18 protein-coding genes are annotated in these 26,288 nt (G+C 33.8%); 11 read left to right on the plus strand and 7 right to left on the minus strand.

Features of this window, described 5'->3' with window-relative positions; translation table 11 throughout:
- Nucleotides 1-109: 109 nt before the first annotated feature.
- The 6 genes from ACZ43M_RS01655 to ACZ43M_RS01680 form a co-directional block, all read right to left on the minus strand.
- Nucleotides 110-397 (minus strand): recombinase family protein, encoded by a 288-nt coding sequence (locus tag ACZ43M_RS01655; protein ID WP_464505755.1) that lies wholly within the window; start codon nt 395-397, stop codon nt 110-112.
- Nucleotides 398-836: 439 nt separating this feature from the next.
- Entirely contained in the window at nt 837-1,217 is a 381-nt protein-coding gene (locus ACZ43M_RS01660; protein WP_464505756.1) for a hypothetical protein, read from the minus strand.
- A gap of 84 nt (nt 1,218-1,301) precedes the next feature.
- A complete protein-coding gene (locus tag ACZ43M_RS01665; RefSeq protein WP_464505757.1) occupies nt 1,302-2,117 on the minus strand; it encodes a recombinase family protein in 816 nt (271 codons plus the stop codon).
- Complete coding sequence (locus ACZ43M_RS01670; protein ID WP_464505758.1) at nt 2,015-2,335, minus strand: recombinase family protein; 321 nt, start codon at nt 2,333-2,335, stop codon at nt 2,015-2,017. Before ACZ43M_RS01670 ends, ACZ43M_RS01665 begins: the two co-directional genes overlap by 103 nt.
- Complete coding sequence (locus tag ACZ43M_RS01675) at nt 2,332-3,714, minus strand: recombinase family protein (RefSeq protein ID WP_464505759.1); 1,383 nt, start codon at nt 3,712-3,714, stop codon at nt 2,332-2,334. The genes ACZ43M_RS01670 and ACZ43M_RS01675 overlap by 4 nt, the downstream gene beginning before the upstream one ends.
- A 19-nt stretch (nt 3,715-3,733) precedes the next feature.
- Nucleotides 3,734-3,889: a hypothetical protein gene (locus ACZ43M_RS01680; RefSeq protein WP_464505760.1), complete on the minus strand. Its 156-nt coding sequence runs from the start codon at nt 3,887-3,889 to the stop codon at nt 3,734-3,736.
- 682 nt (nt 3,890-4,571) lie between these two features.
- Here ACZ43M_RS01680 and brxF point away from each other — a divergent pair.
- The 7 genes from brxF (at nt 4,572) to ACZ43M_RS01715 (ending at nt 18,192) form a co-directional block, all read left to right on the plus strand.
- Nucleotides 4,572-5,024, plus strand: a complete 453-nt coding sequence (brxF, locus tag ACZ43M_RS01685) for a BREX-3 system P-loop-containing protein BrxF (RefSeq protein ID WP_464505761.1) — start codon at nt 4,572-4,574, stop codon at nt 5,022-5,024.
- Nucleotides 5,025-5,037: 13 nt separating this feature from the next.
- On the plus strand, nt 5,038-8,742 hold the full coding sequence (locus tag ACZ43M_RS01690) for a DUF6079 family protein (protein WP_464505762.1): 3,705 nt from the start codon (nt 5,038-5,040) through the stop codon (nt 8,740-8,742).
- A gap of 15 nt (nt 8,743-8,757) precedes the next feature.
- Nucleotides 8,758-11,619, plus strand: a complete 2,862-nt coding sequence (locus ACZ43M_RS01695) for a DNA methyltransferase (RefSeq protein ID WP_464505763.1) — start codon at nt 8,758-8,760, stop codon at nt 11,617-11,619.
- Nucleotides 11,620-11,638: 19 nt separating this feature from the next.
- Complete coding sequence (pglZ, locus tag ACZ43M_RS01700) at nt 11,639-13,537, plus strand: BREX-3 system phosphatase PglZ (protein WP_464505764.1); 1,899 nt, start codon at nt 11,639-11,641, stop codon at nt 13,535-13,537.
- A gap of 15 nt (nt 13,538-13,552) precedes the next feature.
- Nucleotides 13,553-14,278, plus strand: coding sequence for a hypothetical protein (locus ACZ43M_RS01705; protein WP_464505765.1), 726 nt, complete (start codon nt 13,553-13,555; stop codon nt 14,276-14,278).
- Nucleotides 14,279-14,306: 28 nt separating this feature from the next.
- Nucleotides 14,307-17,486, plus strand: a complete 3,180-nt coding sequence (locus tag ACZ43M_RS01710) for a DEAD/DEAH box helicase (RefSeq protein WP_464505766.1) — start codon at nt 14,307-14,309, stop codon at nt 17,484-17,486.
- Between the two features lie 184 nt (nt 17,487-17,670).
- The gene (locus ACZ43M_RS01715; RefSeq protein WP_464505767.1) at nt 17,671-18,192 is read left to right on the plus strand and encodes a hypothetical protein; all 522 of its coding nucleotides are present in this window, start codon (nt 17,671-17,673) and stop codon (nt 18,190-18,192) included.
- A 739-nt stretch (nt 18,193-18,931) separates the two neighbouring features.
- Here the strand turns inward: ACZ43M_RS01715 and ACZ43M_RS01720 are convergent.
- Entirely contained in the window at nt 18,932-20,368 is a 1,437-nt protein-coding gene (locus tag ACZ43M_RS01720) for an IS6 family transposase (protein ID WP_464503290.1), read from the minus strand.
- Nucleotides 20,369-20,532: 164 nt separating this feature from the next.
- On the opposite strand from ACZ43M_RS01720, the gene ACZ43M_RS01725 reads away from it, so the two are divergent.
- From ACZ43M_RS01725 to ACZ43M_RS01740, 4 genes are all read left to right on the plus strand, one after another.
- Entirely contained in the window at nt 20,533-21,681 is a 1,149-nt protein-coding gene (locus tag ACZ43M_RS01725; RefSeq protein ID WP_464505768.1) for an ImmA/IrrE family metallo-endopeptidase, read from the plus strand.
- Entirely contained in the window at nt 21,674-22,177 is a 504-nt protein-coding gene (locus tag ACZ43M_RS01730) for a DUF4411 family protein (RefSeq protein WP_464505769.1), read from the plus strand. Before ACZ43M_RS01725 ends, ACZ43M_RS01730 begins: the two co-directional genes overlap by 8 nt.
- A gap of 132 nt (nt 22,178-22,309) precedes the next feature.
- The gene (locus ACZ43M_RS01735; protein ID WP_464505770.1) at nt 22,310-24,040 is read left to right on the plus strand and encodes a DUF262 domain-containing protein; all 1,731 of its coding nucleotides are present in this window, start codon (nt 22,310-22,312) and stop codon (nt 24,038-24,040) included.
- Nucleotides 24,041-24,054: 14 nt separating this feature from the next.
- On the plus strand, nt 24,055-26,250 hold the full coding sequence (locus ACZ43M_RS01740; protein WP_464505771.1) for a DUF262 domain-containing protein: 2,196 nt from the start codon (nt 24,055-24,057) through the stop codon (nt 26,248-26,250).
- The last annotated feature ends 38 nt before the right edge of the window (nt 26,251-26,288 follow it).

Consider the following 26,288-nt stretch of genomic DNA (forward strand, 5'->3'; position numbering starts at 1 on the left):
AAATTACAAAAATATAATTGTGAGTAATCACTACGAGTCTCGTTTTACTGTTTCCAAATGGCCATCTTCAGACAAATCTTGTTGCCTTTAAAAATGGATTCTTACTGCATTAGTCATTAAGAAAGATGATTTTCACCTCATGTTCTCGCAAAATGCGATAGGTAAGGTTCGACTCATCTATATTTCTTGATAATCTTGTTTGAGAATCCGTAATCAGGACATCGACCTTGTTATTGCGAACGAGCGTCAGAAGATGGGTTAAGGCTGGTTTTGTTACTACTCCGTTCACTTGATCTACGAATACATTGAGGGTGAGTATCCATTTTGTCTGGCCAATTTCTCTAAATTCATAACGGTTTCCATGGTGGTTGGATGGTTTGAACGATAATACATACAAACTTTTTGTTGTGTTTTTTTCATAATGAGTTTGTTCCTTTCCGAATTTAAATTTGGTTATTATTAAAAATAAAAATCCGCAGAAGTGCATAGCCGACTTTTGATTAGTGGCTATGTAACCTCTGCGGTTTTCGCTTGTTGTTGGGTTACACTATTTGATTAGGTCTTACGAAATACATTGTATCTTCATAAATTTATATTCGAAGACTTTTTCGTAAAAAATTATGATTTTTTTTGCAGTTTAAAATTTCGGTTTTTTGACCATAAAGTAGATATATGGTTCGGTCATTTGACCAGCGAAGAATTCCTAGATGGTCAGTTGACCGAAAGGGTACTCCCAAAAAGCCTTGATATCAAGGGATTTCAGGAGTAGGGACCCTTAAACAATGCCACGTACATTTTTTGGTGAGCAGTATTTCGGTTTCTTAACCAGTCAAACCCTATCTTTTGCTAAATTTTTCGGTTAGATGACCAGTTGTGCCTTCTAACGAAACAAATGGAGAGAGACGGTAGCTGATCTGGATGTCGTTATTTTTTTCAAAATCAATAAGAACTTCTTCAAAGTACATTAAGAAGAAAACACGTAGCTCTGTATCTGAAAAGCCGTAGAAGCTTTGTTGAATGAGTTCTTTCATAAATACATCAAGGAAGTCATCTTCTAGTAATCGACTAATTTCTTCTTGCGTTCCGTTGATATAAGTGATTTTACTTTGTAAATGTTTTTGGGAAACGCTGAAAGCTTCAGCCAACAGATTATTGGTGGCTATATCAGAAGCAAGCATTCTTTCATTATAGATTGATTTTTCCAGAAGTTTTTTCAATTTGTCTTTTGCCTTTTGGAGTTTGGCAGACCAGATCTTCAGTTGTTCTTTAGCAGTTGTAGTAAAGGATGAAAGTTGAGTAATCTACTTGCGTTGTAAATCGTTTAAAGCTGCTTCATGAACAGGAACAATCGGTACAGTCTTTTTGCATTCTTTACACCGATACACCATATATTGACCACGTTTACCTTTTGGGGAATTATCCTTTGCTTCCAGTAATGAATTACATTTCCTGCATTTGATAATGGAGCGAAAATAATAAGGTGTATTCATAGGTCCGAATTCCGTTTTTAATTGGCCGATTTGTTCTACCAAATGAACAAGGGTTCGACTTACAACTGGTTCATAAGACTGTTTGAGAATTTCAATTTCCTCTTCTGGCTTTGGTTTGCTAATTTCATAGCTCGTTCTAACATTCCATGCTAATTTACCATAGTAGACACGATTGGATAAAACATAACCAATGGTACTGCTAGTCCAAGACTTAATATTTTTTGTTGTTATTTTGCAGTTGTTTAGGTACTCCGCTATGACTGCTTGCGAGTGTCCAAGACTTGCGAGATAAAAGATGAGTTCTACAATTGGTGCATCTTCATTTGGATATAGAATACCCTTAATCATGTCGTAACCAACAGGTTCACGAGAGCCGGGACGCTGATTATTACTTATCAAACTAGCTTGAGCGTCCTTCGCTCGAATAGATTTTATTTCCGACTCTTCCGCAGCAAAAACGAGCTTAGCCTGAACAATGGGGTCGTTTGGATTCCACTCACCATCATATTGAGTGCTATAGAACTTTACAGACGGATACTGTTCCTTGACAGGGAGGTAGACATCATTATAGAAGTCAGTGATGCTTCGGGTAATTCTGGATTCTTCATAGAAACAGACCGCTTCCACTCCATTTTAATATCCTCAAGAATCAATTGGACACCTTCACGTTTGCTTGCATTATTGTGAAAAGCACTTGTTGCTTTGTCTGTGCGCCATTCTACAATCTCTAGATTTTCTCTTTCAGCCAAGAGTAGTATTTGGCTTTTCTGAATTTCCAAAGAATGATTGCCGTCTTGCTTTTTGTCTGAATAACGTCTATAGCTGGTTGATTTTGTTTTACTCATAAGGCATTCAATTCCTTTGCAAATGTTGAAAGGAATAAATCGATTCCAATAAAGGTTTCGTGAACAATGACCTCATGAACGAGCAATTCCATTAACCGCTGAATGTCTTGTTGGGACAGGCTCAATTCTTCCAGTGACAAAAACGTATTCAAACTTCTAATATCATGACTTAGTAATTGGAGAGCAACTAAATCTTGCCCTAACTTCTTGGATTTGTCCTTTAATACTTGAATCCGTTCCAAGTGTGTTGGAATGGCAGATTTACCATCTTTGCCAAGTGTACATAGCACAAGTGAAGTATCCAGATAGTCAGAAGCGGCGATTTCCTGTTCATGTTCCAATCGCTTCTTAGCGGTGGCAATATGTTTGGACATAATTTTATAGGCTAACTGTGCTGAAATAGACTGTAAATGTACGAGAACAGCATGATTTACTGCTGTGTTCAATTCATCAGTGGTAACCATTAGTCTTTTATGATTAGCGCTGCAAACGAAGTAACCTTCATCAAGAGCATTTTGCTTACGATGTTTCATTTCTTTCCCACATTTACCGCATAGAGGTGTTATGGTATAAAGGTTACTAACCTCATTTAACTTTTCTTTATAGATAGCTGGAAATTTATCGAGCTGCTCCTTGGCGTCTAAATAGAGATCTACACTGATAATAGGTTCTACATGAGCCAGTGGTTGCAAACCATTTTTCGATTCGTAATGAGCAGCGTAAAATGCATTGGTTAAAATGCGCAGTATTTTGTCGGGTTGGTTTAACCCCTTGCGACTTTTCATTAGAAAATCAAAGAATTCCTCTTCGTCTTTAACCTTACTAAAATCGCTAAATAGCGAAACAATGGAATCGCACTTTTCTTCATTTACGACATAATACACTTGTTTATCCTCTTTCATACGCTTATAACCATAGATGCTGGAAGGATATTGCTTGCGTGCGTCATTGGTGCGTGAACGAATATTTTCGCCTTCCATCTGACCGAACATTCCATAAAACGCCTCTAACGCTAACTTGTTGCGAAAGGGCGGTTCATTACTCGCTGTATAAACAACCTCCACGTTATATTTAATAAAAAAACGTGTGATATCGACGAATTCATAAAAGTTTCTAGCCAAGCGATCTCGCTTATACGCAATGACCTTTTTAACTTTTCCTTCTTGTATTAAGCGGATTAGCTCCATTAACTTTGGTCTATCTTTCATTTTTAGCTTTGTTGCTGAAACGTCATGATCACATAATTCAATCACAAAGTTCTCATTTCCAGTTAGACCCTGTGATTCAAGATATCTTCTAGCCGCAGAAAGCTGCAGTTCAAGACTTTGTGCAGCTGAACTGACACGGCCATAATTTACAATTAAGTTATTTTCCTCCATGTTTATTTTCCTTTCTGCATTATTTTTTACTGATCAGTAAAGCCCGAAGTTTATGATCATCCTTCGTGATATGGTCCAACAGTGCTTTTTCAATAAAACGTTTGAACCACAACTCTGAGTCTGAAGATAATTCCTCGGAGTAGCTGACTTTAACGATGCGAAATTTCTCAGCCATTAATTCCCCTCCCATCAAGCATTTGCTTATCATCATTGACGCGAGGGGAATGATTTATACGTTATTCTCTGAATCTTGCTTATTTGGTTCCATCTCTATATCAAAAGATAATTGAATGCCGTCCGAAACTTTTTCAGCTTTGGCTGATTTGTTCTTACGAGGTACAATTATCATTTTTGTTTCATATCCGGGAATTTGAAGCTTCTTTATGATCTTGTTCATGCTTCTGTTCCTGTAAGTGGATGAACAACTTTATGATAGATTTAGAGATTCCTAGTGTTTCGCAATGCTCTAGGCATGTTTTCATCCAGTCGATATTTGGTTTGTTTTTTTCCTTGTTCTCCACCGTGGGAATCCTCCTTTCTGTTTTTTTCTAATGTAAATGGCCATTTACGCAATACAATATAGCCGCAGTTTTGAATGATTTTAAGTCTTTAAGTAATTTTTTTTTAGATATTAAGATTTAATTCGTTAAAAAGAATTTCCATTAAGCTTTTTGAGTGTTATAAACGAAAAAATAGTATAATGGATATGGAAATTATCAGGTGGGTAAAACGTAATTAATGGTGGGATTTAGTAATGTGCTACTTCCTTCTTAGAAAAAAAGTAGTGATGTATGACTTATTAAAGACAAGCAAAATTGAAAAGTGGGTACAATCATACCTCTATATAAGGAGCTTTTATGATTATTCAATTTATTGAGCAGATTAACAAAGCTATCTCTGAGGTTTCTAACCGATATTGCAAACAGATATTTGTATACGATTATAGTGACGGTAAATCTGTTAAAAAATTTGCCGAAACTAACTCGTTACCCTATATAAATGTTAACATTGAAATATCTCAACTACTCCAAGATATTCCAGTGAATCGCAGATCTTTTCAAATTACTGAGGTATTCCAGCAATTGATTGATAAGTATCATGATGATGTAATTTGTTTAGATTATTACGAATTACTTTTCGACAATTCGCTTTCAATTGATCCTATGATACTAATAAAAAATAATAGCCGATATAAAACGCTTATTATATCTTGGCGAGGAAAAATTATCGGGGATACACTCATCCATGCTGAACCGGGTCATCCTGAGTATAAAAAATTCATTGTGCAAGATGCCATCATTATTAAGTAAAGGGGAAAAGTTTATGTTATATCAAGATTTGCTACAATTTGAGCCAATTGAATCCATTATTAAATTAACGGAAGCTAATGTGGAAGAATATGCAAATAATCTATTAAAAACTTATGTAATTTCCGAACGTATGGCAGAGCAATTAAATGATTTAATTTTTGAGCAATTACAGTTTAGCCATCCCATAGAGAATAAAGGGTTATTTATTGTCGGTAACTACGGAACAGGTAAATCTCATTTAATGAGTGTAATTTCAACAATTGCTGAGCGTGAAAATGTGAGTCAATTTATCACAAATTCTTCAGTTGCTGAAAAGGCAAAGGAGATAGAAGGTAAATTTAAGGTCATCCGAATTGAATTTGGTGCCGTTAAAACACCATTGAGGGATATTTTAGTACATGCTTTAGAAGATAATTTGGCCAAATGGGGTGTTGATTTCAGTTTCCCTCCAGTGGATCAAATCACAAATAATAAAGAAGCACTTGAAGAAATGATGGGACTATTCAATGAAAAGTATCCCAATCAAGGATTACTATTAGTTATTGATGAGTTACTAGACTATTTACGTGGCCGCCGTGAGCAGGAGCTTGCTTTAGATTTAGGATTCTTACGTGAAGTAGGAGAAATCTGCGGGAAAACTCGTTTTAGATTTATTGCAGGGATTCAAGAGATGCTTTTTGGTAACGCACGTTTTAATTATGTTTCGGATTCCTTAAAACGTATTAGTGAGCGTTTTGTTCAAGTAAGCATTGTTCGCGATGACATTGCATATGTAGTTTCGCAACGACTGTTGAAGAAAACTGATGAACAAAAATCTTTAATTCGTGAGCATTTAAAAGGGTTTACTAGACTTTATACACGTTTAAACGAAGATTTAGAAACCTATATCAATCTATTCCCTATACACCCAGCGTATTTGACTGCATTTGAAAGAGTGAATATAGCTGAAAAACGTGTAGCACTTCAAACTATAAGCAGCGAAATTAAAAAAATCATTCATGCGCCATTACCAGAAGGTTCACCCGGTTTAATTTCTTACGACAGCTATTGGACGTACATCCAAGAAAATGCGACGAACCGATCAGATGCAAATATCCGGGCTGTAATTGATAAACATAAAATATTAAAAGATCGTATTGAAAATGCATTTCCGGCTAAAAAGAAATTATACCAACCAATGGCGTTACGAATGATTAATGCATTAGCTGTGTATCGCCTTTCAACAGAAGATATTCATGACAAGGTGGGTTTAACAACAACAGAATTACGTGATGACTTATTTTTGCATCCGACTACAAGTATAGATTTTTTACTAGAAGAAGATGATCCGTCAGATTTCTTAAAAGGAAATATTGAAGCAGCAATGAAAACCATCCAAGAAACTGTGAGTTTTCAATATATTTCTACAAACGAATCGAATGGTCAATACTATTTAGATTTAAAGAAAGATATTGATGTGGACAGTTTGATTCAAGCACAGGCTGAAACGATTGAAGACGATAAACTGGATCATTATTACTTCAGTTTATTACAGAAAGCAATGGAACTAGATGATAATACCCATGTATCTTATGTTAAAGTCTGGAGATATGATCTAGCTTGGGAAGCACATCACGTGATGCGTCCGGGTTATTTATTCTTTGGCGCACCAAATGAACGTGGAACTGCGCAGCCCGAACGTGATTTCTATATTTATATGTTACGACCATATGATAAAGTAACATTTAAAAATGAGCTTAAACCTGATGAAATATTCTTTGAATATAATCGTAGCAATGAAGATTTTGATAAGTACCTAAAACTTTATGCAGCAGCTCAAGACTTAGCAACTGATGCTTCTCCAGCAACGAAGAAACTTTACACATCGAAGGTAGAAGAATATCAGAAGAAATTATTTAAATGGTTAATTGATAACTTTGATAGTACATTTGAAATCACCTACAAAGGAAAGAAATCTACTGTTGCTGATTTACGCATGTATATATTAAATAATCCTACGGTAAAGCAAATTGTTGATACAGCTGCTGAATTTTATTTAACGGATTGGTTCGAGCAAAAATATGAGGACTATCCTTCTTTCGGGAAAATTCAAGGGATCTTAACAAAAGATAATATGGAAACTTATGTCCAAAAAGCACTTCAATATATCAACGGTGTGGAATCAAAAATGGGTGCAGATATTTTAGACGGTTTCGTATTGTTAGATAAATCAAATAGATTGACTATAAATAATTCAGGTTATGCAAAATGGATTATCGATTTATTAGAAGCAAAGGGTCATGGACAAGTAATAAATCATAGCGATTTAATTGAAACAAAACGTATTAAAGGTATACCAGATTTACAATTTACTAAGCAATTTTCTTTAGAGCCGGAGTTATTCGTTGTATTATTGGGCGCTATGATAAGTGCTGGGGCAATAGAAGTGACTATCGGAGGTAAAACTTATAATGCATTAAACTTACACGAATATGTTCAACGACCAATAAAGGAATTAACCCAATTTAGTCATATTAAGAAACCGACTGGTTTACCAATAACGGAAATTAATGCGCTGGCAGATTTATTTGAAGTGGTAATTCCAAATTTTGAAGAAGATATGTTAAGTCGCGCAATTGGCAGTATTACAGAAAAAGCAAACAATAAAATAGCAGAGACACTATCACTTTTACAACTTGTTAAAAAAGGAATTCCTACATGGGATGGTCAATTATTAAATAATGCAGAAATACAAGAGCAAACAAGATTGCTTGAGGATTTCAAAGAGTTTTGTGAAGGATTAAAACGATATAATACACCTGCTAAAATGCGTAATTTAAAATATGACCTAGCAACCATTGAAGTGCAACGAGAAGCGCTTAAAACAATAGAAAACTTACTCAAACTAGATAATCAACTGAAAAATATTTCTCAGCTTGTAAACTACTTGCGTGTCGCGCAACCTAATATGGGGACTCATTCAGATTGGTCTAGAAATGTAGAAGATACACTCGATGAAATCCAATATGGTTTAAAGGAACAAAAGGATATTTCAAAAGAACTTGTAAAATTAAACAACTTAAAACAAGAGTATATCCGACTTTATATAGAGGCACATGATCAATCACGTTTGAATGCAAAAGAAAACCTACGAAAAACGGCACTCCTAAATGATGATCGCTTAAAAGGATTAAAAGAACTAGCGAGCCGTATTTCCATTTTACCGAAAGAGCAAATTGTTAAATGGGAAAAAGCCTTGACTGAACTCAAGACATGCTATCACGTTTCTGAAGACAAATTACAACACACACAAATTTGTGGTGAGTGTAAATTCAGACCGACAGATATTAAGGCAAATGAAAAAGTTGTTTTACAGAAACTTGGAGAAGAACTACCAGTTATTTATGAAAATTGGACGGAAATATTACTAACTAACTTAAATGATATTTCAGTAAAAGAAAACATTTCATTGTTAAGTACAGAACAACAACGATTGATTCAAGAATTTATCGATAATCAAGAATTTAATTTACCAATTGATGTTCGTTTAATTCAAGCAATCAATGATTTATTAAAAGGAATCGATAAAGTGGAGTTAAATTTATCAGATATAGAACAAATGATGGCCAATGGACATCCATTAACGGTAGAAGAATTACGAAAACGTTTTGAGGAAATGCTGGCAAAAGCAGTAGGTACTGCTCCATCAAATCGTGTACGTGTAATGCTGAAAAAATAACAAGGAGAGATTGGCATGGCAAAAAATGAACAGATCTCTTTTGAGGTAACTGAAGCAGACAACGCACCTGTTGTCTGCCTCGGTATGACTTTTGAAAGTGAAGAAGCGCGTAGAGAGTATTTTCGTGAAGAGCTACGAAAAAAACTACCTGAACTTAAACAAATTGAAGGTTTCCCTAATGGTGAGGATGAAGACATTATTGCTCTATCAGACCCTCCATATTATACGGCATGTCCTAACCCTTGGATTAATGAATTTATTGAAGAATGGGAAAAAGAAAAAGTTGCAAAGTATGATCGTGATGTAAACGTTGAGTATCACCGTGAACCATATATAGTAAATGTTAGTGAGGGGAAATATGATAAAAGTTATAAATTTCACCCTTACCCAACGAAAGTACCTCATAAGGCTATAATGAGATATATTTTAAACTATACCTTACCCGGAGATATTATTTTAGACAGTTTTTCTGGAACTGGTATGACAGGTGTTGCAGGGAAGTATTGTAATAACTTGGATGAAATACATGCATTAGGCTATACAATAGAGGGTAATAATATATTGGATGGAACACAGGGAAATAAGATATCTGAAATTGGAGCAAGAAATATAATATTAAATGATTTATCTGTAGCTGGTTCATTTATATCTTCAAATTTTAATATAAAAGACTCTGGGAATGAATTACAAAGATTAAGTGAAAAGTTGAGGATTATTGAAAATAAATATTCATGGATGTATAAAACATTACACTCAGAAAATCCGGAATTAATTGATCGAGCTACTCAATTATTGAATGAAATAAATACTATTGAGGATGGCTCAGTGGTTTTAAACAATTCTGAACTTCCCTTTGGGAATATAAATTTTGTAGCTTGGTCCGATGATTTTTTATGTCCACAATGTGATACAAAGTTTAACTATTGGGAAACTGCTGTAAACTATGAAACAGGTGAAGTTAAATCGGAGTTTTTGTGTCCAAATTGTAGTAAGAAATTAGACAAAAATACGGTTGAACAGTTTTTTAAAAGTGAATATGATAGTTATTTAAATAAAGTTGTTGAACAATCACAACAAAAACCTAACTTTATTAATTATACATTTAGTGGAAAACGTTATAGTAAAAAAATAGATATTTTTGATGTTAAATTACTTGAAAAGATAGATAATTTGGGTGCAATTACTAGTATTCCTATTGATGAGTTACCTATAGGAGATGAAACTATGCGGCCAAAAAAATTAGGAATTACACATATGCATAGATTTTACACACCTCGTAATCTCATTATTTTGGGGAAATTATTTGAATCAGAAGATGTACGGACAGTAAATAAAATTATTTCCCGAGTAGCAACTAGGATTACAAAAATGTATGGTCTTACTTTTCAAAGTGGAAAATGGGGAGCAGGCGGAGGCCCATTATCAGGTACTTTTTATATTCCATCACTTGTCAAAGAATTGAATATGATTATTCAATTAAAAAAATCTTTTGAAACACAAAAAAACAAAAACTGGTCAATTGAAGAACACAATGTTTTACAATCTATAAGTTCATCATCAAATTTAAAATTTATTGACGATAACTCAATAGATTATATTTTTATTGATCCTCCTTTCGGTGGAAATCTAATGTATTCTGAACTAAATTATATTTGGGAAGCATGGCTCAAAGTCCATACAAACAATAGTGAGGAAGCGATTGTTAATAATACTCAAAATAAAAAGGAACAGGAGTACAAAACTTTAATATCTAGTTGTTTAAAAGAGGCATATAGAGTACTTAAACCGGGAAAATGGATTACTATTGAATTCTCAAATACAAAATCAAATATATGGAACATTATACAGAACTCTGTAAATGAAGCTGGCTTTATAATTGCTAATGTTTCATCTTTAGACAAAAAGAAAGGTAGTTTCAAGGCTATAACAACAACCACTGCAGTAAAACAAGATTTGGTTATTACGGCTTATAAGCCAACTGATGAGAGTATTATAAAAATGAAAGAACAGACAAATACAGTTGAGTCAGCTTGGACATTTGTAAGTCAATACTTAGAGCAATTACCTAAATTTTTAGGCTCTAAAGGTGAAGCGCAAGTTATTACAGAACGAACACCACGCATTCTTTTTGACCGAATGATAGCTTACCATGTACAAAATGGCTTACCTGTACCTATCTCTTCTGCAGAATTCCAAGCTGGTGTTGCTCAAAGATACCCTATGCGTGACGGAATGGCATTTTTAGAGTCACAGGTTGCTGAATATGATAAAAAACGTACTCTTGTAAAAGAGTTTTCTCAAATGAGCTTATTTGTTTCCGATGAGAATAGTGCGATCGAATGGATTCGTCAGCAGTTAATGAAGAAACCTCAAACTTTCCAAGAAATACAGCCACTATTCTTGAAAGAGATTCAACATATTGCGAAGCATGAGCAGTTACCTGAGCTAAATGATTTACTTGCCCAAAATTTCTTGCGATATGAAGGAGAAGAAATAGTACCAGATCAAATTGCTAGTTATTTGCGCCGGAATTTCCATGATATGCGTGGCTTAGAAAATACAGATAGTAAGCTAAAAGCAAAAGCAATGAATCGGTGGTATGTACCAGATCCAAATAAACAAGCGGATCTTGAGAAATTGCGTGAAAAAACATTGTTACGTGAATTTGATCATTATGTAGAAGAGCTTGGAAACAGCAAGAAGAAATTAAAACAATTCCGTACAGAGGCAATCCGGGCAGGCTTTAAAAAGGCATGGAGTGAGAAAAATTACGAGAAGATTGTCACAGTAGGGGACCGATTGCCAGAGCAAGTAATTCAAGAAGATGACAAACTGTTAATGTACTATGACAATGCACAGGTACGATTAGATATGTAATAAAAAGAAGGTGATTTGATTGAATTGGGTTGAAAAATTAGCAACTTTTTTTCCAAGTAAAGGTAGCTTGTATATTGTTTCAGATGAGTATGGCTTATTCAAGCGGGAGACAGTGCTACAGGTATTTGCTGAGAAGGGAATAACTGTCCATACTTATCAAGACTCAATCGTTTTTCGTTATCTATACGAGACATCTTTCCGACACGAAGACCGTAAGAGACGTCCTACTTGGATTTTAACGATTGCAGAAAACCAATTCAATCAGTTGCCTTATGACATATTGAATAACGCAATTCGACTTGTACTGTCGTGGGAATCAATCTTCCCTTCTCTTGATCCTACTGTTGTTCAATACTGCCCAGATGAAGTACTGTCATTATTATTTGATGCTTCAAGTAATCAATTGAAACAATTAAACTACAACGAATCAATCGATTTTATATTGGCAAAGGTGTACCAGCTAGACACCAGTATTTTTAGCAATGAAAGTGATCTTATAAAAGCAGCTATTCACTATTATTCGAAAAATAGCGAAGCCCTTCCTTCGCTATTTTTTCAACGACTAGAACAAAGCATAAAAAAGTTGCATCCATTGTTTTCAAAAGAAACACATACTGTTTTCCAATCAAAGGATCAATTAACCCATTTATTAAATAAAGAGTGGCAAAAATATATTCATGACTTTTCGAAACGTTCTCATGACCAAATTGTTGAGTCGAAAACCAATTATGATTTTTCTTATTTCAATGACCCAATAGTCCGTCAAACACTCACAAATTATATTACGCCTATTCCAATATCTAATAAGGCGAAATTTGAAAAGTGGATGATGGTAGGTTTAGTAATGGAGAGTAAACCTGCTATTGATTCAGATACTTTATTCGATCAAGACTTTACAAGATTTTCACGGCTAGAATGGGGTAATTTAGCTAGTCAAATCGGAGAAATTCAGTACAACTATTTAAATAATGGCACATTACCAGATATATGGAATATGCAAATGCAATCATTAAATAAACATTTTGAAAAGTGGATGTTAGAAGAATACGCAAGTCTTCGTACATTACCAGTTGTACCAAAACCAAAAATGGTCCATCAAATCCCTCATTTTTTAGCAAGAAAAATAAATAGCAAAATTGCTTTAATTGTGATGGATGGAATGAACTTTACTCAATGGTATATGATTAAACAGCATTTAGCTAGTGATGGATGGTCATTTGAAGAAGATGCTGTATTCTCTTGGATACCTAGTGTAACTTCGGTTTCAAGACAATCTATTTTTTCTGGTTTAGAGCCTAGACAATTTGCTGACACCATCTATTCAACAAGAAAAGAAAAAACTTACTGGCTTCAATTCTGGGAACAAGCGGGTTTTACTAGGCAAAATGTTGCTTATGAAAATTCCCTTGGATTAGAAGAGTATAATCAGCTCTCACTTTCTTATATGCAATTCCCTTCTATTCGTATATATGGTGCTGTTATAGATGTTATTGATCAAATTATGCATGGTGCTGTCCAAGGGAATCAAACAATAATTTCGGAACTATCGACTTGGCTATCTACAAACTATTTAAATCAGTTTTTAGCGGATTTAGTTGACCAAGATTTTGATGTATATATTACTTCTGATCATGGTAATGTAGAATGCCTCGGAATAGGACGAATTAATGAAGGAGTACTAGTGAATTCAAAAGGCGAACGTACTCGTATTTATCAATCCGAAAATATACGAAACCAAACATATCTCATGTATGGGGATTCAACAATTACATGGAACCATTCAGGATTGCCAAAGGATTATCATGTACTATTAGCTAAAGATAATTACGCTTTTGTACCAAAGAATGATAAAATTGTTACTCACGGTGGCATTCATTTTGAGGAAGTGATTATACCATTTGTAAAAGTGAATCGCTAGAAAGTAGGGGTGAGTATGAAAGCAGTAGGGTTTGATCAAAAAATTCAACTAGCTCATCTTGATTTAACAGCAAATTTTTTGCGGCAATACCCTTCAAAGGAAATCTACAGTTTACTAAATATAGAATTGATGAATTCAATTAAAGGTGATAAATCACGTAAGAATGCCATTACTATGCTAATGAAGACATGGAATTTAGTAAACCCTATTATTATGGATATCCGCGATGCATTACTTAATGAATATCCATATTTATCGTCAAAAGAAAAACTAATAATCAATTATTGTCTAACGTGCATTGCCTATCCATTCTTTAGAGAACAAATGTTTTACATTGGAAAACTGCTAAAAATGTCAAATGAAATACAGAGCAGAACTATTGTTAAAGAGATGAAAAATCGATATGGAGATCGTCGTCGTGTAGAAGTTGCTGTTGGTGCAGTTTTTTCTTCTGTAAAAGATTGGCTACTTCTAACAATGTCAAAGCCCGGAATATACCAAGCGAAAAAAATAGAAATTGAAATACAGAACCCTTTACTTAAAGCTTTAATGATTGAAGTATTAATGATCCACTATGAAGCAAATACAGTATCTACAGATATTGTAAATAATAGTGCAATCTTATATCCATTCGATTACCATATACGTATAGGGGATTTAGACAAAGAACGTTATTCAATTATAAAAAATATTCGAGATACAATTATTGAACGAAATCCTAAAATCCCTTACTCCCTTTGAGTGAGGGATTTTTTTGGAGGAAATTGACATGAACATTGGAGATATTATTAGTGGACCATTTTTCCCAGAAGCAATTGAAGTAAAAAAAATTGAAACATTTGAAGAAGAGTATGTTTTACTTGAAGGTATTGGGCGGCAATCGAATAGTTATTATGAACAGTTACTGACAACAACTGATTTAAATCAAGTGACAATATTAAGTACCTCTACAGCATCAAACTTAACATTCACTGGCCAAGATGTACAACAACGCCTTCTACACCTAGTACTTGAAATAGAAGATAAGTATTCAAAAACACGTGCATTAGGAAATCAACAAATTATACCTCTACCTCATCAAATTGAAGCTGTATATAGCAGAATGCTACAAACGTCAAACATTCGTTACTTATTAGCAGATGATCCCGGTGCAGGTAAAACCATTATGTCGGGGATGCTAATTAAAGAATTAAAAGCACGTGAAAGTATTCAACGTATATTAATTTTAGTTCCACCATTAGTATTACGCCAATGGCAGGAAGAAATGTTAGAAAAATTTCAAGAAACATTTAAAATTATTAATCGTGCCGTATTGAATGAATATGGTAGTCTAAATCCGTTTATCGAAAATGATTGCTGTCTTGCTTCGATCCATTGGTCTACTCGTGAGGATATTAGAGCGTTAATTTTAGAAGCACAGTTTGATTTGGTCATTGTTGATGAAGCTCATAAGATGGCTGCTTATTCTTATGGCAAAATCAAAAAGAAAACAACAAAAACAAAGCTATATAATCTTGGTGAAAAACTATTGGCAAGAACAAATCACTGCTTACTCCTAACTGCAACACCACACAAAGGAGATGCAGAGAATTTCCGTTTATTAATGAAGCTAATTGAGCCGGATCTATTTCATCATGTGTCTGCTAGTGAAACCTTACGAGATAAAAGTAATCCATTTATCATTCGTCGCTTAAAAGAATCTATGGTGAATTTTGATGGAACGCCGATTTTTCCTAAAAGAACAACGAAAACGATTCAATATGAATTAACAGAACCGGAACTAGATTTATATGAAGCTGTGACAGCTTATGTACAGACTCATTTTAATCGTGCAATTAATGCTGGAAATAACAGTACTGCTTTCGCCATGATGCTACTTCAACGCCGATTAAGTTCTTCTATCGAAGCTATCCATAAGTCACTTGCTCGTCGTTATAAGAAATTATTAGCGATTCTGGAGACAACAGAAAATGAAAGAAAAAAGTTTACACAAAAACTCGAAAAACTATATGAAAATAATCTTGAAGAAGAAGTAACAGAATCACAGGATACGTTGGAAAGAAAATTGGAACTTGCTTTTGATACGATTGATTTAGAAGCGTTACAAGAGGAAATTACTGAGTTAAAAAAGTTACTATCGAAAACAACCTCCCTTAAAAAATATGGAATCGAGAAGAAATACTTGGAACTTGAGGAAATGCTATTTGGGGTAGAAGGGCTTATTTATACAGGAGAGAAGATCTTAATCTTTACTGAATCTGTTGATACACTTAAATACTTGGAGGAAAAACTTTCGACAAGGGTTGAGCATATAGCAAAGATTATCGGTAGTTATTCGATGGACGAACGAAGAAAGCAAGTCGAGTTATTCCGTCATAATGCTCAAATTATGCTAGCAACAGATGCGGGTGGAGAATCTATTAACCTACAGTTCTGTAATCAGATGATTAACTACGATATCCCGTGGAACCCTAATCGTTTAGAGCAGCGAATGGGGCGTATTCATCGTATTGGACAAAAAAACGAAGTATTTGTATTTAATCTTGTAGCAGCCAATACGCGTGAAGGTTACGTAATGACTCGTTTACTTGCTAAGTTAGAAACAATGAAAGAGGACTTAGGGAATGATTTAGTTTATAACTTTATGGGAGATTTACTTGAGGGAGATATAAATCTAGCAGATTTAATGAAAGAAGCCATTTTAACCCGTGAAACATTAGATGAAGTAATCTCAAAAATGGATAAAGGTTTAAGTGAAGAACATAAAGAGCTATTACAAACAATGAACAAAATGCAATTTGATACGGATACTGTGGATATTAATGCAATGAAAAGCTCACAGTTCGATATTAAAATTAACCGAGTACCAAATCGAATGTATGTAGAGCTTATGGATTATGCATTTGCAGAATCAAATGTAAAAGTATTCAGTAGTCAAGAAAATCGGGTTAAACGAATTGACCGATTTCCAAAACTTCTTCGTGATCAATTTGCCAAAGAAACTAGTTTAACTGATTCGTATCGTTATACAGGATTTGTCGAAGAAAGTACTGGAGACGTTCAATATGTAACAAAATCCTATCCTTTATATTCTTTAGCAAAAAAAATCCTTCATAAAACAAACGATCAATTTGTATTCAAACGTTATTTATTTACGTACAATGTCCCAGAGCATTTAGAAGTTGATTTATATCGTTTAGTCTATAAAGATGGAACTGGAAAAGAATTGAAGAATCAATTGCTATTTATCGCAAAACGTGAGGATGGTTCTGTTATTGAGTTAAACTTATATTGGTTGGCACTTGAGAATTTCTCGGATTCTGTAACGGAATTACCATTCGTAGAACAACACATTTTGCAAAAACATATTTTACAATTAGCAATTGAAGAAAAGAACCTACTTGAGAAAAAGCGAACTAACCAGTTAAATCGTATGCATGAGTACTTGGTGGAGACATTTCAGCAACAATATAATGAGGTTTATGATCGTCTTTTACAATATCAATCTGATAATCTAGACAATAAAAATTCAGCACTTATCAATCAAATGAACGCGCAGCTAATAGACATTGAAGAACAGAAGAAAAAGCGAATAGATACTTTAAATAAGCAGCGAACAATTATTCTGCAGCCGCCTAAAAAAATAGCTCAGTTTGAATTAATTCCTAATGGTTCATCCTATCGTGTTATAGCATCTGATTACTACAATTTAGTCGCGGCTCATGAGAAAGCAAATGGTCGTAAGCTGATAACAATGTTCGATAACTTAGGATTAGTTGATTTTTATAGTGAACGTTTCAATGGTGAAGAACGGTTTATCATCTTTACTGATAAGCCAGACTTTTTGATTAGCGAATCTCACCTAGAGGACTTGAATAGTATTATCGACAAGACATATGTCTATATAATACAAGGAGAAAATATTGAGGAAATAAAACTGAACATATAAATGAAGCAAGAATGGGTAAAATGGATTATTGACGAGATCAACAGAAAATCGAAAAAGATTGTAGAACGTAGTAAAGGTAGCTTCCCAAAAGTGAGAGTTTTTGGGAAGTCATTTTTATTTTATTTGTTTTTGGGAATATTGATAATCACACTTTTAAACGTAGATATTTCAGTTGAAGGCTTATATGTCGCTAGAAAAGGATGAAGACATTATGAGAGACCCTAATAGAATTAAGAGGATATTGACCCTGCTCCAGCAGATATGGGAACAGCAACCCGATGTGAGATTTAACCAACTGCTTTCAAATCTACAGAGCATCTATTCACAAGAAAATAACAGTTTTGGTCGTAGAGAAGTATATATTAAAAACTTTATTGACCTAGAGAAGACATCTTACCTAGACTTTTTCTATCTTGAGGATGATAAGTGGGAGGAATTTCTGATTTCACATTTGTCCAGCATTGAAAATGAAATAATGCTTCGAAGAGAAGAAATTGATGAGGATCAAATGGATGAAGTAATAGGGCTATTCATTGAAGCGGGGATTGATAATGAGCAGATTACGAATCCCTTTAAAGAAAACCTAAAAGCGTTTTTTGTTCAAGAAAGTAGATGGTTAACGGTTGAAGCAATAGTAAATTTGGTTCGAAACTTTTCACAAAGTGAGAGAAAAGAACTTTTTGAAAAGGTGAAGCGTTATATCTGAATTGTAATACGGTAATGAATTGAATAATACAAAATCAAAAACAGAAGGAGAATTTTTATCTCCTTCTGTTTTTGACATACAGATTGCACTAACAATTTTATGATTGGCAAATTTCAATACATTTATACAGTACCGTCGTGTTATTTTTAATTGTGTATTGGCGGGAAGATATAAATTATCGACGGCCAGCAAAGATTTACTAATTTACTCTAATTTTGAACAAGCTTATGCACCTTGGAAATCATTACAGCCCTCCTTGGATATCTCGAAAGTAGTTTAATGGATATGAAAAATGTATTAAAGAAATATTTGAGTAAGCGGAGAATGTAAGAAGTATAGTGTTTAATTGATATCATTTGGTATAAATCTTAGTAACCATTTTCTAGGTTTCTTTTTAATTTTAATAAGTCTAAATTTTAAATTTACCTTCAAATGGTTGGTTAATACTGGTATATTTTAGATAAAAGAATAGAGTTGAATTTTTAGGTAGTGTCAAAAGTTCTATGAAAACTCCTTAAGGGGTTAGGTTCCTTTCCACATATTGGGTGCGTCGGCCCCGCAACCGCTCTTGACAAACACGCCAATGGTTTGAGATTCCTTTATCAAGGGCGACGGGGACAAAAAGAAGGCATGCCAAATAGCCCTTGGTATTTCCATTTTAAACCATTGGCAAGTTCGGTTTGTCAAGAGTTCGCTTCGCCGGTTGCTAGTGGGTTCAAGGGCTCTGCTAAACAAAAAGTTAGACTGTTTGTTCAATGATCCAATCTTGAGCTAAACCTATTAATTTAGTCCAGCGTGCAGGCATATTCGGTCGCAGTAAGAGCTCTGGATTAACCACTGGCACATTACCTTCTAACGCTGAGTGAGGCCGTAAAAAGTTAAAGTAAGCCACAAAAAGCGTCACAAACGAAACAGACCCATGTTCGGACCCAAACCCGTGTGTTGAGCGATAATTGCCCTTAAATGTGCGATTGAGTCTTTCAATCACTTGTTTGAGAGGCCTATACTCCTTTGATACAGGATCTTCATTGGTAAGCCCAATGACCTGAGTAATGTCAAAGTGAATATCATGCTGGGCGTAAAAGTGTTGGGCTAAGAGATATATCGGATTGCCGTCCACCACAAATGTAAGATCTTCCGGAATCTCTTTAAATTTCATTAGGACATCATCAATGGCACGGATTGCTGTCGCTGTATCTCGATTTGCTGACACTGGATAAGACAGAATGATCTTTTTTACCGCATCAAAGAAGAAGAACAAGTAATGCCAACGACCTTGAACCCTAATATAGGTTTCGTCCCCACAGAACTGATCAGAAAGCTCGTAGGGATAGTGGTCTACGTAAGGTTTAAGGATTAATGCAACTGCGTTCTCGTAATTTAAAATGCTTTGATGCGATATAGAAACACCATGGATATCTTTCATGAGTGCAGCTGTCTTCCGGGCCGAAAGGCCATAGTTAACGTGATAGGTTAAAATAAGCCCCAATGTATGTGGCGACACATAAAGCCTGGCCAAGTCAACCTTTGGTTTCTTAGGAGAAGCCTTTGACAATGGCTGAAAATCAATGTGGAACTGCCGGAAGATATATCTTAATTTAAAGGCTTGTGGATCCTTTTTAAACTGTTTCTTCTCTTTCGCAGACATGCCATTCAGTTTCTGCTGGTAGTAGGAACAGTCATTATTTTTACACTTGTACACGTCAAAGTCTTTTCGCTCTTTGACTTTCTCAAGGGTCCTAGAACAATGAGGACACTTCAAAATAGCCTCCTTCGAATAGCGATTTTTATCATTGAAAAGACAGGCACACACCTTACATTGAAACTGTCCTTTGCCTCCATTATTGGCATAAAGATAATCCGCTGGAGCACCACACTGCGGACATTTCATTGACTTGGGCACACATGCCTTTGTATTCGAACGCCTTTGAACAGGTTTTAGTTGTTTACCGTTCTTCTCCAGGTATTCGGTTAGGAGGCTTCGGTAATCAAGTTTCTGAATGGTTTCGATGATCGGAAGATCATCCACCTGGAGTTTACGATAAGGTTTATTTACAGGTTTTTCCTCAGGCTTTTCAAACATCCCCTTCCCAATAAGAAGGGTAAGTAATGTTCGAATTATTTGTTCTTGGTACTTAATAAAAGTTAATAAATAGGTTATAATTTGAGGGTACAAATTGTCACTTCCTATCTAGGTTGTTGAGAGTGTGGTAACCTCAATTATCCTTAGATTTCAGGGGGTGGCAATTTTTTTGCTTATAAAGCCCTCTATAATAGGATTCTATAGCCTATTTCTTATAAAAGTTTTTACAATACGAATTTTTAATAGGGGGTGAAAATATGGCAACAAGGGTACCTGTTAAAGTCGATCTTATGAAATGGGCCTATAATCGTTCAATTAATAAAGATAAATTACATAATAGATTCAATAAATTAGATGAGTGGCTAAGTGGGAGTTTACAACCGACATTGAAACAATTAGAAGAATTTGCAAACGCAACTTCCACACCTTTGGGATACTTTTTTCTACAAAGGCCACCAGTGGAGCAATTACCTATTCCCCATTACCGGAAAATCGAGGATGGTATGAGAGAGCAACCTACTCCTGATTTAATAGAAACATTGCATACAATGCAAAGGCGACAAGATTTTATGAAAGATTATTATGAACGTTATATAGGCGAACCACTTGAATTTGTAGGCTCTTATAAAGGGAATTCAGCAGAAGAATTGGCTAATAAGATAAGGGAATTATTTGATTTGGATATAGGATGGTCTGTTAAGCTTAGAACTTTTCAGGAAGCGTTGAAGTATTTAATAGGTAAATGTGAAAAAAATCATATTATGGTAATGGTAAATGGAATTGTAGGTAGTAATACTCATAGACCGTTAAGCGTTGAAGAATTTAGAGGTTTTGTTTTGGTGGACCAAATAGCCCCACTCATTTTTCTAAATGGAGCAGATGCAAAGTCCGCTCAGATTTTTACATTAATTCATGAGGTTGCACATATCTTTATTGGTTCAAGTGCAATAGTAGAGGCATCACCCCTTAACAGAGTTGATGAAGGTATTGAGCAATTATGTAATTCTGCGGCTGCAGAGTTTTTATGTCCTCGTGATTCTTTCTTAAATGCATGGCGTACACACTACCCTGATGGAGAAGTGTACAAGACTTTAGGGAACAAATATAAAGTAAGTCCCTTAGTAATTGGTAGGAGAGCATTAGAGTTAGGATGCGTTGATAAGACTGAATTCTTTGAATTTTACAATCGGTATATAGAAGAACTTCAGTTAGATCGAGGTTCAACATCCTCTGGCGGTGATTTTTATAATACTACGAGAATTCGGCTAGGAGAATTATTTTCTAAAGTTGTTATTTATCAAATAAAGGTAGGAAATATACAATTTACAGATGCTTATAAATTAACAGGATTAAAAGGATCTACTTTTCAAAGGTATATCGATATTTTTAAGGGAAGGGGTGTATGATTTGTACGTTCTAGATGCAAATGTGTTTATAAGTGCCTATAGGGGATACTACTCCTTCGAAGTAGCACCAAGTTTTTGGAACTCATTGGTTAATTTAGCAGACGAATCTAAAATATGCAGTATAGATAGAATACAAGATGAAATTATAAATCCTAATGATGCAAATCCTGACCCACTACAAGAGTGGACTTCAGAAAATTTTAGAAGTTATTTTGAGAAAACAGATGCAATAGATGTATTGGAGAATTATGGTCTAATTCAACAATGGGCTTTTGATAATCCACAATTCACAGAAGCTGCTAAGGATGAATTTGCTAGAAACGCGGATGCTTGGTTGATTGCTTATGCAATGACAAAAGGACATACTTTAGTAACACATGAGGCGTATAATCCGGATGTAAAGAAAAGAATACTTATTCCGGTAGTATGTAGAGTTTTTAATGTTGAATATGTCGATACCTTTGAGATGTTAAAGGAATTACAAGTACAATTTTAGATAGCTTTTTACTTGTAGAAAAAGGAAGTTTTATAGTAACTTCCTTTTTTGCAATATTTAAAGTCGTTTCAAACTATTGAAAAACGAAAAATGTAACAAATTGATGAAATAAATTACTTTTGGGAGGATAGAATGAGTCGAAACATTATTGATTTAAAGACCATAAATGATTTATTAAAAGAAAAGTATGAATTCTTTATACCCTCATATCAAAGAGGATATCGATGGACAAAACAGCAGGTTACAGATTTACTTTCTGATATATGGGAGTTCCATGAAAGTGATCCTAAAAAAGAAGAATTCTATTGTTTGCAACCTATTGTTTTAAAAAAGAACTTAATAGAGGGGAAGGAATTATGGGAAGTAATTGATGGGCAACAAAGATTAACAACTATATATATTATTTTGTCATATATAAAAACTATTCTACCAACAGTTGAACTAACATTTACATTGGAATATGAAACAAGAGCTAAAAGTAAAGACTTTCTTAATAATATAGATGTTGATTTAAAAGACCAAAATATAGATTTTTTCCATATTTATTCAGCCTATCAATATGTTGGTGAGTGGTTTGAATCAAAAGAAAACAAGTTAAATGCAGTTATTAGTCTCTATTCAAGACTAAGTGAACAAACTAAAGTAATTTGGTATCAAGTAGAGGATGCTGATGTAATAGATATTTTCACAAGAATAAATTTAGGGAAGATACCACTAACGAATGCGGAGTTAATAAAAGCATTACTTTTGAAGAAGGATAACTTCGGGGTTGATGATACCGAAAAAATCCGATTAAAACAAATAGAAATTGCTAGTGAGTGGGACAGGATTGAGTATTCACTTCGTAATGATGAATTCTGGTATTTTTTAAGTGAAGGTTCTCTTGCGTATGAAACAAGAATTGAGTTTATTTTTTATTTAATGGCTAATAGAATTAATAAAGATTTGCCTGAACAGAAAAAAATAGACAAGAGCAATGAATTTTATTCATTTTTAGTCTTTAACCAACTGTTTAAGAAAGAAGAAGACGATCAACAAAGTAAACAATTAGTGATTGAAAGCCTATGGTTAAAGATAAAACGATTTTTTATGATTTTTGAAGAATGGTTTACTGATAGAGAATTGTATCATTTAATAGGATATCTTGTATCCACAAAAGTAAAGATTGATGACATAAAAAATGATACAGAAAATATGACTAAAGATGAACTAAGAATCTATTTAAAATCTAGAATAAAGAAAACCCTTGTATCAAAGGAAAAACTGGATTCCCTAAATTATGAAAGTGATAAGGCTTTAATAAAAAGAGTATTGCTTTTATTCAATGTAATATCACTTCAATCAAATATTAAGTCCAATGTCAGATTCCCATTTGATAGATATAAGAAAGAAAACTGGGATATCGAACATATCCATGCTGTTCAAACTAAAATGCCGTATGATGCAAAAAATAGAATAGATTTTATAAATGCATTACAGAAAGAAATTGATGATCCGGAAACAATAGAAAAGATTAACGATTTCTTAACTAGAAATGAGATATCTGATGATGAAGATTTTGAGGACCTATACACCTTTGTTCTAAATAAATTTGGTGAGATGGACAATGTACATGATATTTCAAATCTTACTTTATTAGACTCAGGAACAAATAGATCGTACCAGAATGCAATTTTTCCAATTAAACGGAAGGTTATTCTAAGGAGTGATATGCGAGGAACATTTATTCCTCTCTGTACTAAAAATGTTTTCCTCAAATATTATAGTGAAAATATAGCGCAGATGAACTATTGGGGGAAAATGGATAGACAGAAATATATAGAAGCAATCATCGAAATGCTTGCTGAGTATCTACCAAATTGAAATGGAGGAAAAAAATGAGCAAAGCTAGTACATATACCTTTTGGGATTTGATTTCTAGTTATATAATTCAAATTCCAATAATACAAAGAGATTATGCGCAAGGTAGGGAAATAGAAAAAATAAACGAAATACGAACAAATTTTTTAGATAGTCTACACCATAGTATAGTCTCAAAAAAACAATTAGACCTAGATTTCGTCTATGGAAGTTTAAAAAATGAAATTGTATTTATTCCACTTGACGGACAGCAAAGGTTGACAACCTTGTTTTTATTACACTGGTATTTAGCAGTGAAAGCTAAAAAAACCTCAGAAACACAAGAATTGTTAAAAAGGTTTACATATGAAACACGAACTAGTTCTCGAGAGTTTTGTAGAGAGCTAGTGGAGAATGGAAAGGCATTTGAAAAAGAGCTATCTTCCAGTTCAACATTAAGTAAACTGATTAAAAATGCATCGTGGTTTTTCTTATCTTGGGAGAAGGACCCAACAATAAAATCGATGCTTGTTATGCTAGATGCAATTCATAAAAAATTTAATGATACCGATGAGTTTTTTGAAGTACTTACGAAGAATACTACATCGCCTATTACTTTTCAATTTATTCAACTTGAAAATTTCGGTTTAGAAGATAGTTTATATATTAAGATGAATGGCAGAGGTAAACCACTTTCAGACTTCGAAAATTTTAAAGCGAAGTTCCAGCAGTACTTACAGGAAAAGGAAGATGAAGGTGAGCTAGATGTAAATTTTACAAGTATTTTCATGAGTAAGATGGACGGTCAGTGGACGGATTTATTCTGGAATTACCGAAACTTAGATACTAACGTTTTTGATCATCAAATTATGAACTTTTTTAGAGCTATAATAATAAATAATTATGCAGCAAAATCGCGAAGCAGAAATAGCTTAGATTATTTAATTAACAATGGGAAGCATATTTCATTTGCAAAATATAAAGAGATTGGTAGTTTGGAGACAAATGTTATAGATGATCTTTTTATAACGCTAGAAGTATTAAATAACGATTATAAGTATATACGTACGTTTTTACCCAATAGCGTGGTTCTAAACGAGAGAGAATTATTTAAAAAGATTGTCGAAAATAATAGAATTACGTATACCGACAGATTACAATTTTATGCAGTAACAAGATTCTTTAAAGTGAATTACCCAAATATCGAATCAAGTACGTTCGGTGATTGGATTAGAGTAATAAGAAATCTAACAGAAAATACTATCGATAATGATACTAGCGATTTTATTGGATCAATTAGGTCAATAGACCATTTAGCAGAAAACTGTAATAATATACTGAACTATTTAACAGACCAAACTAATAAAGTAACGAGGTTTTCTGGAGATCAAGTAGAAGAGGAAAGAATTAAGGCTGTACTAATTTTAAAGAGCAAAAGATGGAAAGATAAGATTGAGGAAGCTGAAAACCATTCATACTTTAGAGGACAAATTGGTTTCATACTCGATTTTGCTGGAATTTTAGTGGCATATACTAATGATTCTACTTTGAATTGGTCCACTCAAGAGGAAGATGAATATTTTGATAGTTTTATAAAATATTTCAATAAGGCTGCAGCAATATTTGATAATTCTAAGTTGAAAATTAACGGTAATTTATGGAGAAGGGCGCTTTTATGCAAAGGAGATTATTTATTAAAAAGCGGAAGAAATCTAAGTTTTGTAATTGATGGATTCCATAGAGATATAAGTTGGAAAAGGTTATTAAGAGAAACTGACAAACGTTGTTTTGTAAAAGAATTATTAGACGAGATTGATACTAATAATATTGAGGAAAACCTAAAAAAAGTAATAGGAAAAAGTAAAATAAATGACTGGAGGAAATATTTTATAAAGTATCCAAGATTGGTTGAGAATGGAGGAAGTAGATTCATTCGTAAACAAGATGAGAATAATATCCTTCTCCTAAACACTACTACTACTGCTGGGTATTGTAAAGAATACTACTCTTATGCTTTATACCAAAACTTAAAAAGAAGAAACGTTGATGTTGAGTACATTGAAACAAGAGGTGTTGATGACTATAAGTATGTTCTTATAGGTGATAGTACTTTTATTACTTATGAGTTGAAAAATTCTGATTGGAAATATGTAATTGAGTCTGGTCAACAATTTGAATATTTCAATACACTGGAAGAGGTATTGGATTATTTATTAAAACAGCGGTTAATATAAGGAGGGAAACCTAATCCATTGGTGGATTAGGTATATAA

The organism is Neobacillus sp. B24, assembly GCF_055381825.1.

Excerpts from the sequence above, each read along its gene's own strand:
- ACZ43M_RS01670 (WP_464505758.1), bottom strand. The coding sequence starts at position 2,335 with ATGAGTAAAACAAAATCAACCAGCTATAGACGTTATTCAGACAAAAAG.
- ACZ43M_RS01675 (WP_464505759.1), bottom strand. The coding sequence starts at position 3,714 with ATGGAGGAAAATAACTTAATTGTAAATTATGGCCGTGTCAGTTCAGCT.
- ACZ43M_RS01680 (WP_464505760.1), bottom strand. The coding sequence starts at position 3,889 with ATGGCTGAGAAATTTCGCATCGTTAAAGTCAGCTACTCCGAGGAATTA.
- brxF (WP_464505761.1), top strand. The coding sequence starts at position 4,572 with ATGATTATTCAATTTATTGAGCAGATTAACAAAGCTATCTCTGAGGTT.
- ACZ43M_RS01690 (WP_464505762.1), top strand. The coding sequence starts at position 5,038 with ATGTTATATCAAGATTTGCTACAATTTGAGCCAATTGAATCCATTATT.
- ACZ43M_RS01695 (WP_464505763.1), top strand. The coding sequence starts at position 8,758 with ATGGCAAAAAATGAACAGATCTCTTTTGAGGTAACTGAAGCAGACAAC.
- ACZ43M_RS01705 (WP_464505765.1), top strand. The coding sequence starts at position 13,553 with ATGAAAGCAGTAGGGTTTGATCAAAAAATTCAACTAGCTCATCTTGAT.
- ACZ43M_RS01710 (WP_464505766.1), top strand. The coding sequence starts at position 14,307 with ATGAACATTGGAGATATTATTAGTGGACCATTTTTCCCAGAAGCAATT.
- ACZ43M_RS01715 (WP_464505767.1), top strand. The coding sequence starts at position 17,671 with ATGTCGCTAGAAAAGGATGAAGACATTATGAGAGACCCTAATAGAATT.
- ACZ43M_RS01725 (WP_464505768.1), top strand. The coding sequence starts at position 20,533 with ATGGCAACAAGGGTACCTGTTAAAGTCGATCTTATGAAATGGGCCTAT.
- ACZ43M_RS01735 (WP_464505770.1), top strand. The coding sequence starts at position 22,310 with ATGAGTCGAAACATTATTGATTTAAAGACCATAAATGATTTATTAAAA.
- ACZ43M_RS01740 (WP_464505771.1), top strand. The coding sequence starts at position 24,055 with ATGAGCAAAGCTAGTACATATACCTTTTGGGATTTGATTTCTAGTTAT.